An 18,058-nucleotide genomic window follows, 5' to 3' on the forward strand; every position below is an offset into this window, starting at 1 on the left:
CCAAGATGTCTGACTCTGAATTTATTGTTATTTCATTGCTTACGTTGTTAATACTTCTCCAATTACTTGGACTCCTATTCAACTATTCTACGAGAACTCAGCTCCAGTCTCATCTTGGAACGCTGAAGAGGGTAATGCTTGAAGCGCAAACTGGGAAAGACTTTAAATCCATGATGTTGGATCCTCTCGGAAGTTCTAAGGAATTAGAACAAGTCGTCTTGGCGTTTAATGAAATGTTAGCGACGATTCAACAGCGGGAAAAAATGTTAAAGAAACTGTCTTATACTGATCCATTAACGGGCGCGGCGAATCGGCGCGCGTTTGAACAGTATTTTGATGAACAATGGGGGATAGCTAGCTCAAATGAATCTGCTCTATCCGTTGCGTTAATCGATATTGATCACTTTAAAAGGTTTAATGATCGATTTGGGCATTTAGCTGGGGACCAATGCTTAAAAGAAGTCACGGTAGCGGTTGAACAGACTCTATGCAATTCGAACTCCTTTCTGGCTCGTTATGGCGGAGAAGAATTTATTATCATTTTGCCAGGGATAGAGATCGATGAAGCGGCTCAAATCGCGGAGCAAGCGCGTAAAAATATAGCGGAGCTTCGAATCCCAATGGGGATAGATTATAACAAGCAAAACTTTATCACGATTAGTATCGGTGTGGCAAGTATTACTCCATCCAGCAAAATGGCTAAAGAGGATCTTATTGAGGTGGCGGATCAAGCGTTATATGAAGCCAAAAGCGGAGGAAGAAACAAGGTGGTTATAAAATAGTAGAAGAGATAGGGTTATCCACATCTCTTCTACTATTTTTAATCTCTCGGAATTTGAAATCGAACGGTTGTACCATGATCGGGCTTGCTTGTAATCTCTAATCCCATTCCATATTGTTTGATTAGCCGATGATGGGTGTTCGTGATTCCAAGCGATGGAGATTCATGTGGTTGTTTGGCAAGCAGTTCTTGAACTTTCGTTGGACTTATTCCGACGCCGTCATCGGTAACGGTGATCAAATAAAAAGTTTCTGCTTCATTCACATTAATCTCAATTGTTCCGCCCCGAATTCGTTGAAGTACGCCATGCCTCACAGCATTTTCGACAAGGGGTTGAATCGAAAGAGGCGGAAGTTGAAAATCGAGTCCTTCCGGGACCTTCCATTCGATTCTCAAGCGATCGCCAAATCGCTCTTTTTCGATGTATAGATACGATTCGATCAACTCAAGTTCGGCTTGGAGTGATACGCGACTTCGTAAGTTTTGAATATCGAAGCTTCTCCTTAAGTAATTTCCAAATTCATGAAGGAGCTTCGTCATCCTCGTAATATCGATTTCGCTTAACGATGCGATCGTGTTCAAGGTGTTAAATAGAAAATGCGGTTGTATCTGAGCTTGTAACCAGGCAGCTTCTAATCTTAGTTGTTCATCGACGGATTTTTTAAGCTCGGTCAACGCATTTACACGCGCCCGCAGTTCCAAGGCATCTAACGGTTTTGCGACATAATCATTGGCTCCTGATTGGAATCCAGCGTTAATATCTTCCGTTTGATTGCGGGCCGTCAACAGGAGGATCGGCAATTCAAACGCGGTCCATTGTCGACGGATTATTTGCGTTAGTTCGTAACCGGACATGTTCGGCATCATCACATCGGAAATGACCAAATCGAAATCCCTCTTTTTAATCCAAGCGAGCGCTGACTGACCGCTCTGCGCGGTTACGACCTCATAATCCGCCTCCAGAACTTGTTTAATGACTTGCAAATTCACGGGATCATCATCAACGATTAAAATGGAGGGCTGATTTCCGAGCGCATCCGTTTGATCTGGCGTCGGCGACGAGAAGGCTACTGTGGGTTCATTCTCGAGGGTAACAGCTACCTCATTGTAATCTATTCTTTCGTCGCCAACAAAATCAGCCAAGGGCAGGGTAAACCGAAAGGTCGAACCTTCGCCAACTTTTGATTCGATAGAAATTGTTCCTCCATGTAGTTCAACTAATTCTTTACAAATATGCAGCCCCAATCCGATGCCGCCTTCATTCGGGGACGTTGCGTTTTCTGCTTGTTTATACCGTTCAAAAAGGTGTTGAATCGTATGTTCATTTATGCCTCGTCCGGTGTCAATCACGCTTATTGTCGCTAAACGACGATCGTGAGTCGCTTGAACGGTGATAGATCCTTCTTTCGTATATTTAATCGCATTGTGCAACAAATTGAATAAAATTTGAATGAGTCGATGTTCATCCGCGTTCACTTTTGGAAAGGATTTCGGAATCGCGACAGTTAACGCAATGTTTTTTTCTAAATTCATGAAGCGAATCATGTCGATGACACCTGTCGTCACAGCTGGTAAATAAATGTTTTGCTTACGAAGTTTGATTTGTTTTTCGTCCAAACGTGAGATATCGAGCAGATCATTGAGTGTAAGGGTCATGTGTTGGCTAATTAAAAGCAATAGTTGCAGGTTGTTTTTCGTCTTCGGATGTAAATGCTCTTGTTTATCACGCAAAATGGTTTGGGTGATGTTCATGATCCCATGCAGTGGGTTTCGTAGTTCATGCGATGTATTCGCTAAAAATTGGTCTTTTATTTTATCGGCCTGTTGCAGTTCCTTGGTCTGTTTTTCATTCAACTGAACGATTCGTAGATGACGCTTGAATAAAAAGCCCGCAAAGGCAAAGATGCCAATCAGATAGTCGAACGGGTAGTACGGTATTTGTGTGAGGCGTAGATTGATCGCGACCCCCCACAGTACATTATATAAATTAACGATGTTGGAAACGAAAATAAAAATAGCGTCCCGATTCCCACTCTTGAGTTGTTTCAGTACAATAATAAAAATATAGCTGTATGAAAAGAGGTTCATCAGCATGATCAAAGCTCCGACTGCATTAACAAAGGAATTTGGCAGAATCAAAAGCGCTGCGCTGGCAATCGTGTAAGTGAACAGTAATCCGCGTAAAAGGGCGCCTTTCAATTGAAACACGGATTGATTAAACTTCAGTATGAAAAAGACGGTTCCGGCAAAAGTAAGGTATAACCATTTCAAAGACCACTCGACATTAATAGGGAGCAAAGATAACAAGATTTTATCATCATCGACTAAAATAGATAGCGACGCAAAAAGGAGTACTCCGCCAAAGTAAAGAAGTTCTGGCTGTCTGTTTCGACCCATCGCGTATAAGACAAAAGCGTACAGGCTGTGCGTAAGCAGGATGCCTACGACGATCCATTGCATTAGATGAGAAAAAGAGACTTGTCGATCAATCGCTTTGGCTGTTCCAAATGTAATGGATTCCAACATTCCTCCGTCTACCGTATTTTCGAAATTAGCGACATGAATCACAAGCTCCACTCGATTAGACTCGGGTTTAAAAAATTCCTTATACTTTCCTGTTCGGCTTTCGTATTGATCCGCGGTTTTGGCTGGAACGCCTATTTGCATAAGCAGTTGTTCATTTTGATAGACGCGCGCGGCGGGGATATCTTTTATATGGATCCCGTACAGTTGGTTGTCGGAGTGATTGTTAGGGAGTTGGATCGTTAGTAAATAAGAGCCAAAGTGGATCGGCTTACTTCCTTTTGAAACGTGAGACCAAGGACCAGGCGCTCTAATTAGCTCGCTAGCTAGATGAGCATGCGCGTTTGGGTCGATAAATTTGTTCGGATAAAACAACCATTCTCCATCAAGCGACGCGGTCTGCCTTTCTGACATTGCCCATTCGCTTAAATCTAGTAAACCGTTTTGCGCTTGTGGATGATCATCGGGAGCTTGATGGTATTGGACCCAAGCGATACGAAAGCCTGATAGTAAAAAAAGAAACAAGATCATTCCGATCCATAGTTTTCCAAAGTTAAGCGGTTTTGACGCAGCCATCGGGGTCATTCCTTCCTTCTCTATCGATCCTTTTTGAGCAAAAATAAAGCCCTAAACCTTTCCACGTCAGGTCTAGGGCTTTTGGCGACTATTTTATTCTTTGCCAGTGACCAAGATGTTCGGGACCGTCAACTTTTCCGTCTAGATCGTCCCATGGGCGGTATCCTGTGGAGTGCGTGTAAACCGCTTCCGCAGCGGATGATACCGTGCTATGGTAACTATACACTTTGTCATCAACATAGATTCCGTATCTTTTTTTAAGAAAATCGACTTGTATTCTCATTACGCCTACTGAACTTTCATATTCAAAAATCATACGCGTTCTCCTTCCTGCCCTCTCATTACAGCTAATGAACGAGGGGCGAGTTGTTCCTTCTATTATCCTAGCAAATTTAGAATCTTCCGTCTATCTGCCGCTCTCTTAAAACGCTGCGTTGAAATGGAAAACAAAGAATCGATTGCGTCCTAAACTTCTCTACTTTTTATAAAGATATGAAAAAAAGTTGTTAAGCGCTAGCCAAAGGAATGGTAAAATGTAACTAAAGACTCAGCGCAAAAGTCATGATTGGTTCTCAAATATTTACGATATCATGCGCTAAAAACTGTTGCAGGCGTATTGGAGATGACTACCATTGAAAAATAAGCATCTTGCGATTGGATTTATTATTTTATTGACAGTCATTTTTTATAGTTGGATTATTTATTTCGCGGATCTATCGTCCACTCGCGCAATCGGCGGGACTTTCTTTCCGATCATCGGCGGCGTGGTAGCGTTAAGCTGGATGGTTCGAAATAATTGTCTTTCTAGCGGATCAAATAATCTGTTCTGGTTATTGTTGAAAATTGGGATGACTACTCACCTCGTTTCGAGCCTTTGCTGGTTTGTGAATCAGCTCGTTGGTGGCATTTCCGAATATTCAAAAATGTTTCATGTGATGTGGTTAGCGACCTATATTTGCTTTTTAATCGCTTAAACTTATAAGTTACGTCTTCAAAAAAAGGAGCAAGCCGTCTTTACTATTATAATCTAGGTACTTTCATGGTGGGCGCGATATCATTAACTTTTGGATCAGCTGTGGCGTCAAGCATACTACGATCCGTTAACAGAGTTACACAATCGCGCTTGTTTTCAAAAAGATTTGACCCATTATTTGAAGAAAGCAAAGGTTGAACAGACAAAATTAGGGGTATTGTTACTCGATTTAGACCATTTTAAAAAGATTAATGATCGGCTTGGTCATGATATGGGGGATTTGTTATTAATCAAGAATCGCTTTGAATTTTTTACAGCAGAATTAGATCGGGATAACAAGCGGAAGGCGCTAATAGAAAGCGAAATGAATCGAGTGCTGCTAGATGATCAGTTCATGTTGTATTATCAACCGAAGGTCAACTTATGGACAAGAGAGTTTATCGGGGTGGAAGCATTACTGCGTTGGGAGCACCCTGAACTTGGATTTCTCTCTCCAAGTGAATTTTTCCCGATAGCGGAGGAAACAGGACGGATTGTTTTGATTGGGGAATGGGTGATGAGAGCAGCTTGTCAACAGATGAAAGAGTGGATCGATCAAGGGAAAAAACCGTTAACTATTGCTGTGAATGTGTCGCTCGTCAATGTGAATATCATGCTTTTGTAAAGAGAACAGAACAAATCTTGACGGCTTGATTGTCAACTATCCCCCCTTACTTGGACAAGGTTTCCTGTTTGGAAAAGCAGTCAGCGCTCAAGAGTTCATGCAGAGACTATCATAAAGCTAATAAATTGCGAAGACAGTCGGGTTATTTGCTTATTTGAAACGGGTTTTGTAACATGAAAAGCAAGAAATGAAGCGGGTATTTTACGGATGGGAGAGGTTCAGTTGAGTTATGCGGAGCAATCGGTCAAAGAGCAGCAACATGGTCCTAATCGCAATCGATGGTTAATCTTGGCGAATGTTTCGTTAGGAACGTTTATGTCGACATTGGATGGAAGTATTGCCAATGTGGCGTTGCCAAATATTTCTGCGATTATGAATGCGCCATTGCATCAAGTCCAGTGGGTGCTGACTGCTTATTTGTTGACTATTTGCGCAACACTGCCGATTATTGGGAATCTGTCAGATCGGTGGGGAAGAAGTCGGGTTTATAATTATGGATTCCTCGTGTTCGTACTCGGATCGATTGGATGCGCGCTCTCGTCATCTTTAGCTGTTCTAATCATGTCACGCATTTTTCAAGCGATTGGCGCTTCCTGTCTAATGTCGAATAGCCAGGCGATCGTAGCTGAGATTTTTACTACGCAACGTGGACAAGCGCTTGGAATTATTGGAACGGTTGTTTCAATCGGTTCCCTGACGGGACCGGGCATTGGCGGTGTATTAGTTCAACATTTCGGCTGGGGTTCGATTTTTTGGATTAACGTACCGATCGGCATTGCCGCATTTATCGCGGGATGGTTTATCTTGCCTAAAACAAACACCATCAAAGATAAGCGGAGCTTCGATTATTTTGGTTCGTTCTTGTTTGCCTTCGGGATGACCGCTTTTTTATATACATTCTCACATGCGGAAGATTGGGGATGGCAATCGGGTCGCTTCTGGTCGCTGTTCATCGTTTCTGCTGCAACGCTCGTTGTTTTTTACTTTTGGGAGCGCAGAATCCGTTTTCCGATGCTGGACTTTTCCCTGTATCGGATCCCGGCTTTTGCGATCGGAAATGTCACCGCCACGTTATCTTTTATTTCTCTGTCCTGTACAACAGTAATGATGCCTTTTTATATGCAAAATGTGTTGCAATTTACCCCGTCGCTGACAGGATACGTGATGATTGCCTACCCGCTGACGATGGCCATTGTTGCTCCATTATCTGGCGGTCTATCCGATAAAATAGGCTCTTACGCGCTCACCACAGGCGGACTGGTCATCAACGCGATCGGTTTCGCGTTACTAACGGGTTTGGGTTTAGAATCGTCAGCATGGGTGATTGCTTTTCATCTGATGGTGTTTGGGGTTGGGGCCGGTATGTTCCATTCTCCGAACAACGCTAGTATCATGGGTTCGGTTCCCAAAGCAAAACTGGGGACAGCGGGCGGTTTGAACGCGCTCGTGCGTAACATTGGGATGGTTCTCGGCATCTCTGCGTCTGTTTCCTTGTTTTCGTATCGATTCGGCAATTTAACGGATGGGAGCGGAAGTATGTTGCATCTTACTGCGGATTTGGCGCCGCAGGCGTTACGCGCTTTACACCTTGTTTTTTGGGTTGCTGCGGCGGTTTGTATGGTCGGAGCGTTTTTATCCGCAGTACGAATGAAGAAGAAAATATAGTTAAAGATAAAAAAGACAAGCAGGCTTTGATGTGAGCCTCTTGTCTTTTTCATTGTCTCTTTATTATAAAATAAGTGCCTTCCACCTCATCGACCGCTCAATTTAATTGAGTTCGTATTACACAAGTAAAAATGTTTTTCTTCTATGCAGTCATCAACAAGGTGAAACCGTTTTCAATATGATAATGGTTGTTCATTGTTTCCTTGTTTCGGCATGGGAGTGAATCCTGTCTTGTGATCACAGAAAATAACTTGATGTATGTTTCGCTTTTGTAAGATGTCTTGACCACGAACACCCGAATTTAATCTAAAATAATTGCTGGCTCCCAGCTGTAATGGGTCATAATGTCGGAAATATTTGTAACAGCGATATTTGCAACCGACAAGGTAACAACCGCAAGAACCACACACATACCTGTCATTTTTAGCTTGTGTCTTAATTTTTCTTTTTTCTTTCGCAAGCGATACTGATTAATATCTGTGATCATCGTTATCCTCTTGAACCTCCTTTTTCATCAAAAATATAATATGAACGTTGACACGATGGATCTTTGTCACGCTAAAAAAATCACACCAAGAGCTGCGTTAGCAGCTACGTTGGCTTTGTTTTTACTCTTTGAAATGAACGTCTTTCACCCCCATCCTAATATTTGAATTGTTTGAATTATTCTAATTATACCAAACTTTCCGTGTTAATGGTTAAAATCTTTAAAATTATGTAAAAGTTTTGAATGTTATGGGATTTGCTTGGTGAAGCGGTTAAAATCTGCTGATGTGAGGCGAGCATTTACCGTTCTTGTCTGTTTTTAATCAATGAATTTACACGTTAGCGGGTTGTGATGATGTTATCGGTTTGACAATCAAGGACATAAATTCTATACTAGATTTTAATTTGAATGATAAAAATACTTTGGACGTGGACTTTTCTAGAGGAAACTCTATTTTCGCCACACGATTGTCAATCGACAGTTGTGTGGCTTTTTTATGTGATAAGAAAGGGGAAAAAAGATGAAAACGTGGCATTATGCTTGCATTGTATTTATTGGTGGGTGTTGTTATGGTATTTTATCTACATTTGTTAAACTCGCTTACGCCGCGGGTTTTTCAACGGCGGAGGTAACAGGTGGACAATTTTTATCAGGAACGTTGCTAATCTGGTTGGTTGCGCTGTTCGCGAAAAAGGGCGTGATACATAGTAAACAAGTTGTTCAACTGCTGTTGGCGGGTATTCCATTTGGATTGACGAGTGTTTTTTATTACCAATCATTGCAATCGTTATCGGCTTCTTTAGCGATTATTTTCTTGTTTCAATTTGTGTGGATTGGGGCTTTGTTTGAGAGAATATTTCTAAAAATAAGACCGACAAGAAGAAAGTTGATGTCCATTTTTATTATTTTAGTCGGTTCAATTTTCGCTGCAAACGTTCTGTCTGCTGGGGGAATGAGTGTGTCATGGCAAGGAGTAACCTGGGGATTATTGTCCGCGCTCACGTTTACAACCTTTATTTTTCTAAGCGGCTCCATCGGCAAAGATACGCCACCTGTGCTTAAAGGCGCGCTTCTCTCAACGGGAGGTTTGGTCGTTGTTTGTATTGTTTGGCCGCCCATGTTTCTAGTTGACTATCCCGTTTTGATCGGCGTGATGCCCTATGGCCTTCTGCTTGGTTTGTTCGGCGTCTTGTTACCGCCCTTGTTATTTTCAATCGGAATGCCGCGCGTTGGACCTGGGTTGGGAACGATTTTGACGGCTTCTGAGCTGCCAGTAGCGGTGTCCATGTCCTCGCTCGTCTTAGGGGAACAGGTCGGATTCACGCAATGGTTCGGTGTCGCTCTTATACTAGGCGGAATTGTCGCTAGCAACATCAGTCTGCCAAGTGGTAAAATAAAGCCTGCTCAATCGCAGCAAAGATCGGCATCTTGATGAAGGAAGGTTGAGCATATGAGAGTCATCATTGGTGTTATAGTGGATTTTACTTTTTGAACTTCTTGGTATTTCTTATGATCTATCCTTTTATATTCCCAACGGGCGGCGTGTCTGAAATTTATTTGCGCCCTATTTATATGGGAATGATTTTGTTGAGTGGACTTGTGGTGGCCTGTACAAAAGTGATTTTGGCAGAAATGAAGAAGGAAAAGTGATTGAAAGAGAGGAGAGGCTAGCTGCTTCATATAATGGAAGCAGCGCCAAACAGTCGCTGCCCAATGCCGAACGCTGGGGTTTTTTGAGCGTTTGGCATTGGGATAGTTTCTTTTAACAGCACTAATTTTACACAGATTTGAAACGCTTAGTGTTGTTGTCGCTCATGCTTTTTAACCGCTGGGGATATTCCTAAGATGTTGGGATCATCGCCGTTAATCATAATGTCATATAAGTCATAGGCTTCGTCTTGGTTTGCTTTGGTCCTCTTATAATTATCCAATGCTTTATACATGTTTTCAGAGGTAGGCGCCTTCGCTTTGATTGGGCCGCGGTTCCCATCGTGCTCAAAATATATCATATACTTTCCGTCCTCATACCTATAGTCCGTAATAATGGCATCTAAATAAGCCATGTTGGCCTCCATATCTTGTTTCGATTCCGATGTGGGTTCTGAACCACAGCCCACCAACAAAGCAATAGTCAAAGTAAATAGAATGAATGGTTTCATTTTATGATCTCCTTGTTAATGTATTAAAGAGGAAGGCTCAGGCAACTCCACTTGTTTAAAATAGAGTGGATCAACCGTTGATCGTTGTCTAAATCATTGGTTTAATCGCTAAAATCCCGTAATAGGACGTCGAGTTCGTTTGAATCGTAAAAGTCTTGATCACTAATGAACTTCTCAATCTCAATTGTTCCGTCCTCCATGAATTCAATTTCCCATCGTTGACCTGGAACAGCGACCTCAACCATAATCGCTTCGTTTCTTACTTTGTTTAATTTGTAGTAAATCTTCATCTTTTCTAATTGATTCAGAAAATAAATCAGTTTCTTTAAATTAGCCACATGATCACCCCACATGAATACTGCTCTAAGAATAGGATCTAAAACAAAAGAAAGTCAATAATCAAGCTAGCTTGGAAATATATGTTATAGTAGCCCTAATGTTTTATTGAGAAAAACGGCTCATTGTTAGAGTGAAGGAGGTTGTCTCGTGGCCATTATAATTTTTGGTATCTTACTTCTCGTTTTATTCCTTCTATTGGAGAAGGTTACGCGCCGAATACTCGGTGTAAAAAAGCAAAAGATTTCCGTAACACGCGGTAGACATATAGATCAATGGGGTAGAGGCGCAATATTCGTTGTATTTATAAGCGCCATACCCTTTGTTGTTACAACGGATGGACCCGTTCTAAAGTGGTATTTTATGTTTTACTTTTTGCTTATGCTTGGATTGCGATCGATTTTGGAATGGAAGTATTTGAAGAGTTCAAAACAATACGTCGCCACACTGATTTTCACATTTGTAGTTGTTGTTATGTTTTATTCAGTTGACAGTTGGATGCTAGAACTGTATCGATTAATAGAAGGCGGATTAGGAGCAAAATGATGATAAAACAAATACTCAACGTTGTTATCTACTTCATTGTTATCTTTCTTGGAGCCTATTATTTTGTGAATATGGATGTAATCAATTCGGGAAAATTTGCGCTCATGATGAGTGTTGTCAATATTATATTTAGATTTGTTGATCGATACAGGGTGTCCAGAAAAAGGGGGCATGATCTGTTATGAAAACAGCTTCCTATAAAATGGGCGCAATTTACGAGCGTGTTTGTCGGTGACTGGTTGTTTGCGAATAGACAGGATCATAGACAGATGTAACCTTTAAATTTTGGAGGTGGTTGAAAATCATTCAGAATATTTTGATTCTCCTCAGTATTAGTTTTGTGGCTTTGGTGATGATCGCGGAAATACTAAGGGATAGCAAAGGGAATATAAAAGGCGCGCTTATTTTTATTGCTGGAATGCTTTGTATTTCTTTCGTTATCTCGTTATTTGTGTAAATTGTGGCGCGGTTAGAAAGGGGTGAGGCGATATGAAAAATCTGAAATATGGATTGTTGGTTAGTTCGTTTCTGATGATCGGGGTTTCAATCTTGTTAATATACGATGCTTACCGACCGAGGGTTGGTCCGATTGGAAATGGACCAAATGAGACGGCATTGTGGACTAACTTTATCTTTTTTATTCTTTTTGGGATTGCATTGTTTGCATCATCAATCTATCTGTTTCTGACGGATGATAAGCGTTCATCTACTAACGATCGAAACAAACAGGATCCCCGTTATCTTGTCATCATTTCTATATTTTTTATCTTCATGGTTGTTAGGAATAGTATAACGATCATCCAATCCTCAGATTCTTTCATGCGGATGATTAGTGTTATCACGATCATCCCATTATCGATGGTAATTGGCGCGTTTCTTCGCGAGATCTTCATTTTAAGGGCTGAACGTTTGTAACGGGATTGGAGATCTACCTTCATTTAGTTTTGGCTCCTTTAGGAGTCGTTAGCCCGTCCAAGCGCTCTCTAGTAATTGACATATACTATAGTAAGTCAGAATAAGGGAGTGGTATAAATGGGTGGATTTCGATTTGGTAGAAGGCGTTGTCGTCGATTCCGTTTCCGCCGTCGTCGTTTACGCTCAAGATTCCGTTTTTGTCGTCGCCGTAGACGATTCTGTTAATAAACTTTAGCAATGTTCAAAGTGTAGAGAGACGGCGGTTGTTTCTCTACACTTCTTATACAATAGATATATTAAATTCTGCTATGATTAAACGTAAAGGAGGAGAAAGAGATGGTTCGTGTTGTGTTTGTATGCTTGGGTAATATTTGTCGTTCGCCATTAGGGGAAGGTGTTTTTAAAGAGCTGCTTCGTGAAAAAGGGTTGGAAGACCAATTTGTGGTTGATTCTGCGGGAACGGCCGATTACCACATTGGAAAACTTCCTGATCCAGGTTCGCGTCGGGTGGCTGTGAAAAAAGGGTTCAGCATTGACGATCAGCGAGCGAGACAGTTTAAGTCAACGGATCTGAATGAGTGGGATTATGTTATTGCGATGGATGCTTCGAACCGCGAAAACATTGAGAAACTTGGAAAAGTGGCGGGAGAACTGCATATGATGCGTGACTTCGATCCAGAAGGTAACGGTGACGTGCCAGATCCTTACCAATTGGACGACAGCGCTTTTGACAACGTACATACGATCATCCGTCGTTCGTGTGAAAAATTGTTGGATCATATTCTATCAAAACGATAAATGGTGGATGAAACCTTGAAAACAGCGTTCTTGAATAGAGCGCTGTTTTGTTTATTTAAATAAAAGACTAAGGTCTAGGTACGTTGTGGAGGATAAATGATGAGAACAAATGAGGTTGTCGGGATCATGACGAGATATTTCCCCCTTGCTTTACTCGTGGTCATCGTTTTCGGAATGATATTTTTGGTCGGGTATGTTTTTATTTATCGGAATATGGTAGGTGGAAAGAGAAGTTTTTCTAAGCGGCGTATACTTGTTGGGACAATGTTGATTGGTTATGTGGTGATGGTGATTGGCGTGACCTTTTTGAATAGGGGGCCAAATTTTAGCGGGATCGATTTATCTTTGTTTAGTTCATATCGAGAGGCATGGCACCGTTTTAGCGTCAGACATTGGCAATTTGTGTATTTAAATATTTTGATGTTTGCGCCGCTTGGCATTCTTTTGCCCCTTTTGCATACACGTTTTAAAAAGGCGATTTGGACGATTGGGGCAGCTGCTGTGGCTACTCTTTCGATCGAAACGACTCAGTTGTTGACGGGATACGGTAACTTTGTTGTTGACGACTTGTTCAATAACCTCCTCGGCGCCACGATCGGTTTTGGGATGACAATGGGTTTCATCACGATCAAAGCAAAGAAGTTGAAGAAATCGATGCTCTACTTTGCGCCTTTGATCATCGTTCTTCTTCTATCAGGGGGCATGGTTACCTATTATCAGTTGAAAGAGTTTGGAAATCTTTCGATGAGACCGTCGCATAAATTGGACCTCGCTGAAACAGTGATTTCGCTCGATGTCCAATTGGATCCGCATAAAAATGCTGTTCCGATTTATCGGACTGAGGGCTATACGAAGGAGGCGGCTTTAAAGTTTGTATATGATTTTTTTGAAAAAGAGAATCTCGACACAGCTAATATGGAGATCATTGCTTACCAAAATTCAGGTATTTATTGGACGGCGGATCGTTCCCACAGTATTTCCATTGAATACTTAGACGCGAGTTACAGTTATACGGATTATTCAAGCTTTGAAGAGGATCTAAACAGCAAAGATATAGATGAAGCAACCTTAATTGAAAAGGTAAGGGGGTTCGGTATTGATGTCCCACAGGACTCTTTTTTTGAAAAGCGTGAGACAGGGCAGTATCAATGGACGGTTGATAAAGAGGTTATAGGGAATCAACTTGTTGACGGTTATTTATCCGTTCAGTATTACAGTGATGATACCGTGAAAGGGATTGACAATCAGTTAGTTCGCTATGACAAAGTGAGGAATGTTCAAATGAAAAGTGAACAAGAGGCGTACCAAGAAATTTTAGATGGGAAGTTTCGCTTTTACATGGATGACGAAAAAATAGAAACGATACGGGTTCATAAAGTGGGGATAAGTTATCAGTTAGATTCAAAAGGTTTCTATCAACCGATCTACCTCTTCTATGGCGCGATAAATGGAAGGGAGGGGACGATTCCAATTCCAGGAATTTGATAGAAGTGGTATAATCTGGAGTAACAAATGTAGAGGGAGATTGGTGATGAAAAAGATAGCTTCAATCGTTTCAATGGTCGTCTTATTCATGAGCTTGATGGCTTGTTCAAGTGAACCGAAGGCAATGAAGCCACTCAATAAGGAAGGGGTTGCCCCGTACGTTTTTTCTACAGATGAAAAATTCCTTTTGCAATCGATCGGTTTTGAACAGGACGTCCTCTTTGTTTCTTTCAAAGCGCCCCAAGCGGCTAAAAGCATGAAAATTGCTTCTTATGTTTTAAAAAAAGGGCAATGGTTGGAGTTCGGTGGCGGACAGATTTCATTAGGAGAGGACGCGGAACCGAATGCCCGCTTGGAAGGCCTACTTTCGATGCTGATAAAAGAGGATTATGCGATCCAATTTCAACTCGTCGGCAACAGTCTGGGGCGAACGACTTTTCCAAACAGTAAGCCACTTGAATTTGAAAAGGCGGCTCGCTCGCTCGCTACGCTAAAAACGTCGCTATCTGATTTTCATGCAATTGAACTGAACAAAGAAATACCCGTGGCGCTGATGGTTTATGATGAGGCGCAGATGATAAAGACCTATGATTTGCAGGATTATCATTCACCCGAAGTTTTTGCGGAAATGGACCTTGTCCAGGCGGTGACCTTGACTTTTTCGGAGCAGGTGAAATGAATTTGAATCGCGGTTGGGGGATGCGTGTGAATGTATAAAATAGTTAGTATCCTCATCTGTATGGTATCCTTGTTGGCTTGTTCAGCTGAATCAGTAGAAGAGGGGAATCAAAAGCTGCAGGGGCAATTGAGCAAAGCGATCAAAGAGGCGCAAAGCAATCAGGATTCAATTGAATTTAAAGAGATAGCGGACTTTCCCTGGGATCGCATGTTTATCTTCCCGCCTTATACTCCAGTAGAAACGATCAACGAAGAATTGGGAGTTAGTTGGTCAAAAGTTGGATCGACAGGAATTCAGAATCGGGATGATATTAATCTTATCGTATTCGTGAAGGACAACAAAGTCGTTAGGTATCTTGAATACCCGCGGGGGCAAGGCGATTTTGCGGATATTAAAAAAACGGGTGGTTTTGAACCTGAAGCGGCCGTCTTTCAAGTGGTAAAGGAACAGATAGGGGGGCAGGAATGGATTCAATTGCGCCAATATGAATAGATAATGGCATTGGGTATTTTTGATATGTACGATTAAATTTCTAAATCATACATAGGTCCGATTTTTAAATGAAATGAAGGGGTGAAAGTTGGTGGGGATAGCGATCGGTGTTTTACTAGCTGCTTTATATTTAATTTTTAATTCGTTAGAATATTGGTTGGCTCCTAACAATGGCTCCCTTTTCAAGGGAATTAAAAAGAAAATAATGTTTATTCTCCCGTTATATGTCGTTTCCTTTGGGTTATGGTATTTGTTTTTTTCTTAAAGGAGTTTGTCCCGTTTTGAGCGATCTTCAATCTGGGTTCCACTTCATTCCAAACTAACCAGAAATTTAGTGTTTCGGTTTGTCCACGCATTCTTTATTATTGTGTGTATCCTGAAAAGGAGGAATGAAGATTGAAAAAATTAAAAGGGTTAGGGAATGCGTTACTATTAGGCGCAGTTGTTTTCGCAGCAGCGGGGATTGTAACAGATTCCGCGGCGGCAGCTGATTATCGCGTACTGCCTAACGACACGATGTGGAAAATTGCATCACAACATCAAGTTGATTTGAATGAACTGATCCAAGCGAATCCGCAGGTTTCGAATCCTGCATCGATTCATTGGGGGCAAGTTCTAACGATCCCGCAAGCAGGTCCTATCCAACAGTTTGAAGAGGAAGTCATTGCATTGACCAATCTTGAACGGGTAAAAGCGGGTCTTCCCGCGTTAAAAGTGAATCAAGAGTTGGGGCGAGTGGCCAGAGTGAAGTCACAAGAAATGATTGATCTACGTTATTTTGACCATCAATCGCCGACATATGGATCCCCGTTCGAGATGATGGAATCTTTCGGAATTTCGTATACTTATGCGGGGGAAAACATCGCTGCTGGGCAGCAGACAGCAGAAGAGGTTGTCAACGGGTGGATGAATAGCCCGGGACATCGCGCTAATATTATGAATGCGAACTATACACAAATTGGGGTTGGACTTGCTAAAGGCGGTTCGTACGGTTTTTATTGGACACAACAGTTTATCCGTTAATCGTTAAGGGAGGCGTTTTTCTATAAAAGCGCCTCCCTATTTAGTATACCGACAGAGTAAGCGGCTTAAGGAAATGCAAGGAAAAAGGCATTGTCATAAGGATATTTGTCAAAAGGGAATTTAAAACGCAACCGAAATCCGTAGGGCATAATCGCTACCATTTGCAGATTGGGAGAGTCCACTTTGCTGCGGATAACTTGATTTAGAATGCGGGTTTCTTTGCGGAAAATTGCTTCGACGATCGTTTTCGAAAACAAGGCATTGGAGCTGATGCCTTCGTATAACGGTTGAATTGCGTTAGCGATTAGACGGTGGGCCTTGGCGCTAAAGTGGAACTGAACTTTTCCAGGCGGGATTGCGGTGCTGTTCGTAAAAATTCCAAGTTGACCCGGGGTGGGCGCATCGATAAAATAGCCGATCCCATTGACCCCTAGTGCGAATTGATGACGATCGAACCGCGGGATCGTTTGTTTTATTAGGCGATTCATCTGATCAAGATCCGCATTCCTTACGGCTGCGCTCCAACGTTGCCCATAGAGTGGATCATTGGCAATCTTTCGGTAAAAGGGTAGCGTAATCCGAGCTGTTTTTTGCAATAGTAATGAAGCAACATGTACACGAGGATGATGGGTTCTCACGAATTTTTCCTCCTCGAAAGGTGTGGTCTATTATACTATTCGGCCATCTTTTGCTCTGGTTGGACGCTTGCTAAAAATAGGCAAAAGAAAAACCAGTTTCTGGTTTAGACTGGTTTTCTTGATTATTGTCTATTGGTGATCCTCAAAAAAAGCATGATGATGGCTACCATATTTGGCGGCTTGAACGATGATGTCATCGATATAGGGGACGGGTTTACTCCAAATGAATTCCCCTCTCGTATTGATATACCCTTCAATCCCATCGGTCACGTTTCCGTCCGCATTGTATTTAAGTTTAATGACTTTTGCAAACCCGTTGCGGAAATTGGTTGATGAAATAAAATCCCCTTGAATGACATACTGACCTTGCTTGTCGATGAAACCATCCCCAACATAAGCAATACCCGCGTGGAAGGAAGCGATATTTGCTCCTAGACCGCTATGCATCGTCATAAGTGGGGAAAAGCTTGGCGGAATCATATATTGACCTTGTTTGTTGATAAAGCCCCATTTATTTTCAACCGCATCATAGACGGTAGCCAACCCATCCGAAAACGGGAGGGCATAGTCAAAGTTAGGTTCAATTACCCACGTTCCTTTTGCATCGATAAATCCGACTTTCCCATCTTTTAAAGTGGGGGCGAGTCCTTCCTGAAAAGAAAGATAAGCGGGGGCAAGTACGACGAGTTCTGCTTTTTTGTTAATAAAAAGAGTCTCGTGGACGTCGTTCCTTGTACGGGTTACGAGCGCCAACCCTTCTGAAAATGGCTTGACTGTATCAAAAACAGGAGGTACAATCCATTCGCCGAGTCGCGTGATGAATCCATACTTTTGGGTGACTGGACTTAAAGCTGCCGCCACGCCTGCTTGATGAGAGAATACTTCTAGAAACATCGGTTTCACAACCCAATTTCCGTTCGTATCGATAAAACCCCATAATTCACTTTTTCGGGCTGCCGCTAGTCCTTCTGAAAAAAGCTTGAGTTCATCGTGGACCATTGGGATCATAACTTTTCCTTGCTTATTGATTGCCCCAAAACGTCCTGTTTTCTTGTCTTGGACAACGGCTAATCCATCTGAAAAGTTTTTGGCGCTTTCGTATATAAGCGGAATGACGGTTTTACCCTCGCTGTTAATATACCCCGCGCTTGGAATCCCATCTTTCACAACTTCAATGGGCAATAAAATGGGAGCATCGGCGGCGAATGTATCAGCTGACGCCGCGAGTAATGAAAATGTAGATAGCAGCATAATGAGCGGCAAAATAATTCGATTCATAGTTTCCCCCTTTAAATAAACGCTTACTAATTATGACGCA

19 protein-coding genes are annotated in these 18,058 nt (G+C 42.0%); 12 read left to right on the forward strand and 7 right to left on the reverse strand.

Going from position 1 to position 18,058, the window contains the following annotated elements:
- Positions 1-5: 5 nt before the first annotated feature.
- Positions 6-782, forward strand: a complete 777-nt coding sequence (locus BEP19_RS04275; RefSeq protein ID WP_120188579.1) for a GGDEF domain-containing protein — start codon at positions 6-8, stop codon at positions 780-782.
- Between the two features lie 38 nt (positions 783-820).
- Here BEP19_RS04275 and BEP19_RS04280 read toward each other — a convergent pair whose 3' ends face one another.
- Positions 821-3,880 carry an ATP-binding protein gene (locus BEP19_RS04280; RefSeq protein WP_170145252.1) on the reverse strand — a complete coding sequence of 1,020 codons (3,060 nt, stop codon included), beginning with the start codon at positions 3,878-3,880 and terminating at the stop codon, positions 821-823.
- Positions 3,881-3,968: 88 nt separating this feature from the next.
- Positions 3,969-4,196, reverse strand: a complete 228-nt coding sequence (locus BEP19_RS04285; protein ID WP_120188581.1) for a hypothetical protein — start codon at positions 4,194-4,196, stop codon at positions 3,969-3,971.
- 316 nt (positions 4,197-4,512) lie between these two features.
- On the opposite strand from BEP19_RS04285, the gene BEP19_RS04290 reads away from it, so the two are divergent.
- The 3 genes from BEP19_RS04290 (at position 4,513) to BEP19_RS04300 (ending at position 7,182) form a co-directional block, all read left to right on the forward strand.
- A complete protein-coding gene (locus BEP19_RS04290) occupies positions 4,513-4,854 on the forward strand; it encodes a hypothetical protein (RefSeq protein ID WP_120188582.1) in 342 nt (113 codons plus the stop codon).
- 90 nt (positions 4,855-4,944) lie between these two features.
- Positions 4,945-5,517, forward strand: coding sequence for a GGDEF domain-containing phosphodiesterase (locus BEP19_RS04295; RefSeq protein WP_120188583.1), 573 nt, complete (start codon positions 4,945-4,947; stop codon positions 5,515-5,517).
- 222 nt (positions 5,518-5,739) lie between these two features.
- The gene (locus tag BEP19_RS04300) at positions 5,740-7,182 is read left to right on the forward strand and encodes an MFS transporter (protein WP_245983328.1); all 1,443 of its coding nucleotides are present in this window, start codon (positions 5,740-5,742) and stop codon (positions 7,180-7,182) included.
- A 301-nt stretch (positions 7,183-7,483) separates the two neighbouring features.
- Here the strand turns inward: BEP19_RS04300 and BEP19_RS04305 are convergent, their stop codons facing one another.
- Entirely contained in the window at positions 7,484-7,669 is a 186-nt protein-coding gene (locus tag BEP19_RS04305) for a hypothetical protein (RefSeq protein WP_120188585.1), read from the reverse strand.
- Between the two features lie 520 nt (positions 7,670-8,189).
- Between BEP19_RS04305 and BEP19_RS04310 the strand changes: the two genes are divergently transcribed.
- Entirely contained in the window at positions 8,190-9,101 is a 912-nt protein-coding gene (locus tag BEP19_RS04310) for an EamA family transporter (protein WP_120188586.1), read from the forward strand.
- A 364-nt stretch (positions 9,102-9,465) separates the two neighbouring features.
- On the opposite strand, the gene BEP19_RS04315 is transcribed toward BEP19_RS04310, so the two are convergent.
- Positions 9,466-9,828 carry a hypothetical protein gene (locus BEP19_RS04315; RefSeq protein WP_120188587.1) on the reverse strand — a complete coding sequence of 121 codons (363 nt, stop codon included), beginning with the start codon at positions 9,826-9,828 and terminating at the stop codon, positions 9,466-9,468.
- 101 nt (positions 9,829-9,929) lie between these two features.
- A complete protein-coding gene (locus tag BEP19_RS04320) occupies positions 9,930-10,166 on the reverse strand; it encodes a hypothetical protein (protein WP_245983331.1) in 237 nt (78 codons plus the stop codon).
- A 148-nt stretch (positions 10,167-10,314) separates the two neighbouring features.
- On the opposite strand from BEP19_RS04320, the gene BEP19_RS04325 reads away from it, so the two are divergent.
- The 7 genes from BEP19_RS04325 (at position 10,315) to BEP19_RS04360 (ending at position 16,102) form a co-directional block, all read left to right on the forward strand.
- Positions 10,315-10,710 carry a DUF4181 domain-containing protein gene (locus BEP19_RS04325; RefSeq protein WP_120188589.1) on the forward strand — a complete coding sequence of 132 codons (396 nt, stop codon included), beginning with the start codon at positions 10,315-10,317 and terminating at the stop codon, positions 10,708-10,710.
- A 489-nt stretch (positions 10,711-11,199) separates the two neighbouring features.
- Positions 11,200-11,625 carry a hypothetical protein gene (locus tag BEP19_RS04335; RefSeq protein WP_120188591.1) on the forward strand — a complete coding sequence of 142 codons (426 nt, stop codon included), beginning with the start codon at positions 11,200-11,202 and terminating at the stop codon, positions 11,623-11,625.
- Positions 11,626-11,961: 336 nt separating this feature from the next.
- Positions 11,962-12,423: a low molecular weight protein-tyrosine-phosphatase gene (locus tag BEP19_RS04340; RefSeq protein WP_120188592.1), complete on the forward strand. Its 462-nt coding sequence runs from the start codon at positions 11,962-11,964 to the stop codon at positions 12,421-12,423.
- 96 nt (positions 12,424-12,519) lie between these two features.
- The gene (locus tag BEP19_RS04345) at positions 12,520-13,908 is read left to right on the forward strand and encodes a VanZ family protein (RefSeq protein WP_120188593.1); all 1,389 of its coding nucleotides are present in this window, start codon (positions 12,520-12,522) and stop codon (positions 13,906-13,908) included.
- A 46-nt stretch (positions 13,909-13,954) separates the two neighbouring features.
- Entirely contained in the window at positions 13,955-14,587 is a 633-nt protein-coding gene (locus BEP19_RS04350) for a hypothetical protein (RefSeq protein ID WP_120188594.1), read from the forward strand.
- Positions 14,588-14,617: 30 nt separating this feature from the next.
- On the forward strand, positions 14,618-15,079 hold the full coding sequence (locus BEP19_RS04355; protein WP_120188595.1) for a hypothetical protein: 462 nt from the start codon (positions 14,618-14,620) through the stop codon (positions 15,077-15,079).
- Between the two features lie 396 nt (positions 15,080-15,475).
- A complete protein-coding gene (locus tag BEP19_RS04360; protein ID WP_245983333.1) occupies positions 15,476-16,102 on the forward strand; it encodes a CAP domain-containing protein in 627 nt (208 codons plus the stop codon).
- A 65-nt stretch (positions 16,103-16,167) separates the two neighbouring features.
- Here the strand turns inward: BEP19_RS04360 and BEP19_RS04365 are convergent, their stop codons facing one another.
- Complete coding sequence (locus tag BEP19_RS04365; RefSeq protein ID WP_120188596.1) at positions 16,168-16,740, reverse strand: hypothetical protein; 573 nt, start codon at positions 16,738-16,740, stop codon at positions 16,168-16,170.
- A 129-nt stretch (positions 16,741-16,869) separates the two neighbouring features.
- Positions 16,870-18,018 carry a WG repeat-containing protein gene (locus BEP19_RS04370; protein ID WP_120188597.1) on the reverse strand — a complete coding sequence of 383 codons (1,149 nt, stop codon included), beginning with the start codon at positions 18,016-18,018 and terminating at the stop codon, positions 16,870-16,872.
- Between the last annotated feature and the right edge of the window lie 40 nt (positions 18,019-18,058).

Origin of the sequence: Ammoniphilus oxalaticus (assembly GCF_003609605.1) — a bacterium.
GTDB classification, from domain to species: Bacteria; Bacillota; Bacilli; order Aneurinibacillales; family RAOX-1; genus Ammoniphilus; species Ammoniphilus oxalaticus.

Coding starts and splice junctions, on each gene's coding strand:
- BEP19_RS04275 (WP_120188579.1), top strand. CDS start 6: ATGTCTGACTCTGAATTTATTGTTATTTCATTGCTTACGTTGTTAATA.
- BEP19_RS04280 (WP_170145252.1), bottom strand. CDS start 3,880: ATGGCTGCGTCAAAACCGCTTAACTTTGGAAAACTATGGATCGGAATG.
- BEP19_RS04285 (WP_120188581.1), bottom strand. CDS start 4,196: ATGATTTTTGAATATGAAAGTTCAGTAGGCGTAATGAGAATACAAGTC.
- BEP19_RS04305 (WP_120188585.1), bottom strand. CDS start 7,669: ATGATCACAGATATTAATCAGTATCGCTTGCGAAAGAAAAAAGAAAAA.
- BEP19_RS04310 (WP_120188586.1), top strand. CDS start 8,190: ATGAAAACGTGGCATTATGCTTGCATTGTATTTATTGGTGGGTGTTGT.
- BEP19_RS04315 (WP_120188587.1), bottom strand. CDS start 9,828: ATGAAACCATTCATTCTATTTACTTTGACTATTGCTTTGTTGGTGGGC.
- BEP19_RS04335 (WP_120188591.1), top strand. CDS start 11,200: ATGAAAAATCTGAAATATGGATTGTTGGTTAGTTCGTTTCTGATGATC.
- BEP19_RS04340 (WP_120188592.1), top strand. CDS start 11,962: ATGGTTCGTGTTGTGTTTGTATGCTTGGGTAATATTTGTCGTTCGCCA.
- BEP19_RS04345 (WP_120188593.1), top strand. CDS start 12,520: ATGATGAGAACAAATGAGGTTGTCGGGATCATGACGAGATATTTCCCC.
- BEP19_RS04350 (WP_120188594.1), top strand. CDS start 13,955: ATGAAAAAGATAGCTTCAATCGTTTCAATGGTCGTCTTATTCATGAGC.
- BEP19_RS04355 (WP_120188595.1), top strand. CDS start 14,618: ATGTATAAAATAGTTAGTATCCTCATCTGTATGGTATCCTTGTTGGCT.
- BEP19_RS04370 (WP_120188597.1), bottom strand. CDS start 18,018: ATGAATCGAATTATTTTGCCGCTCATTATGCTGCTATCTACATTTTCA.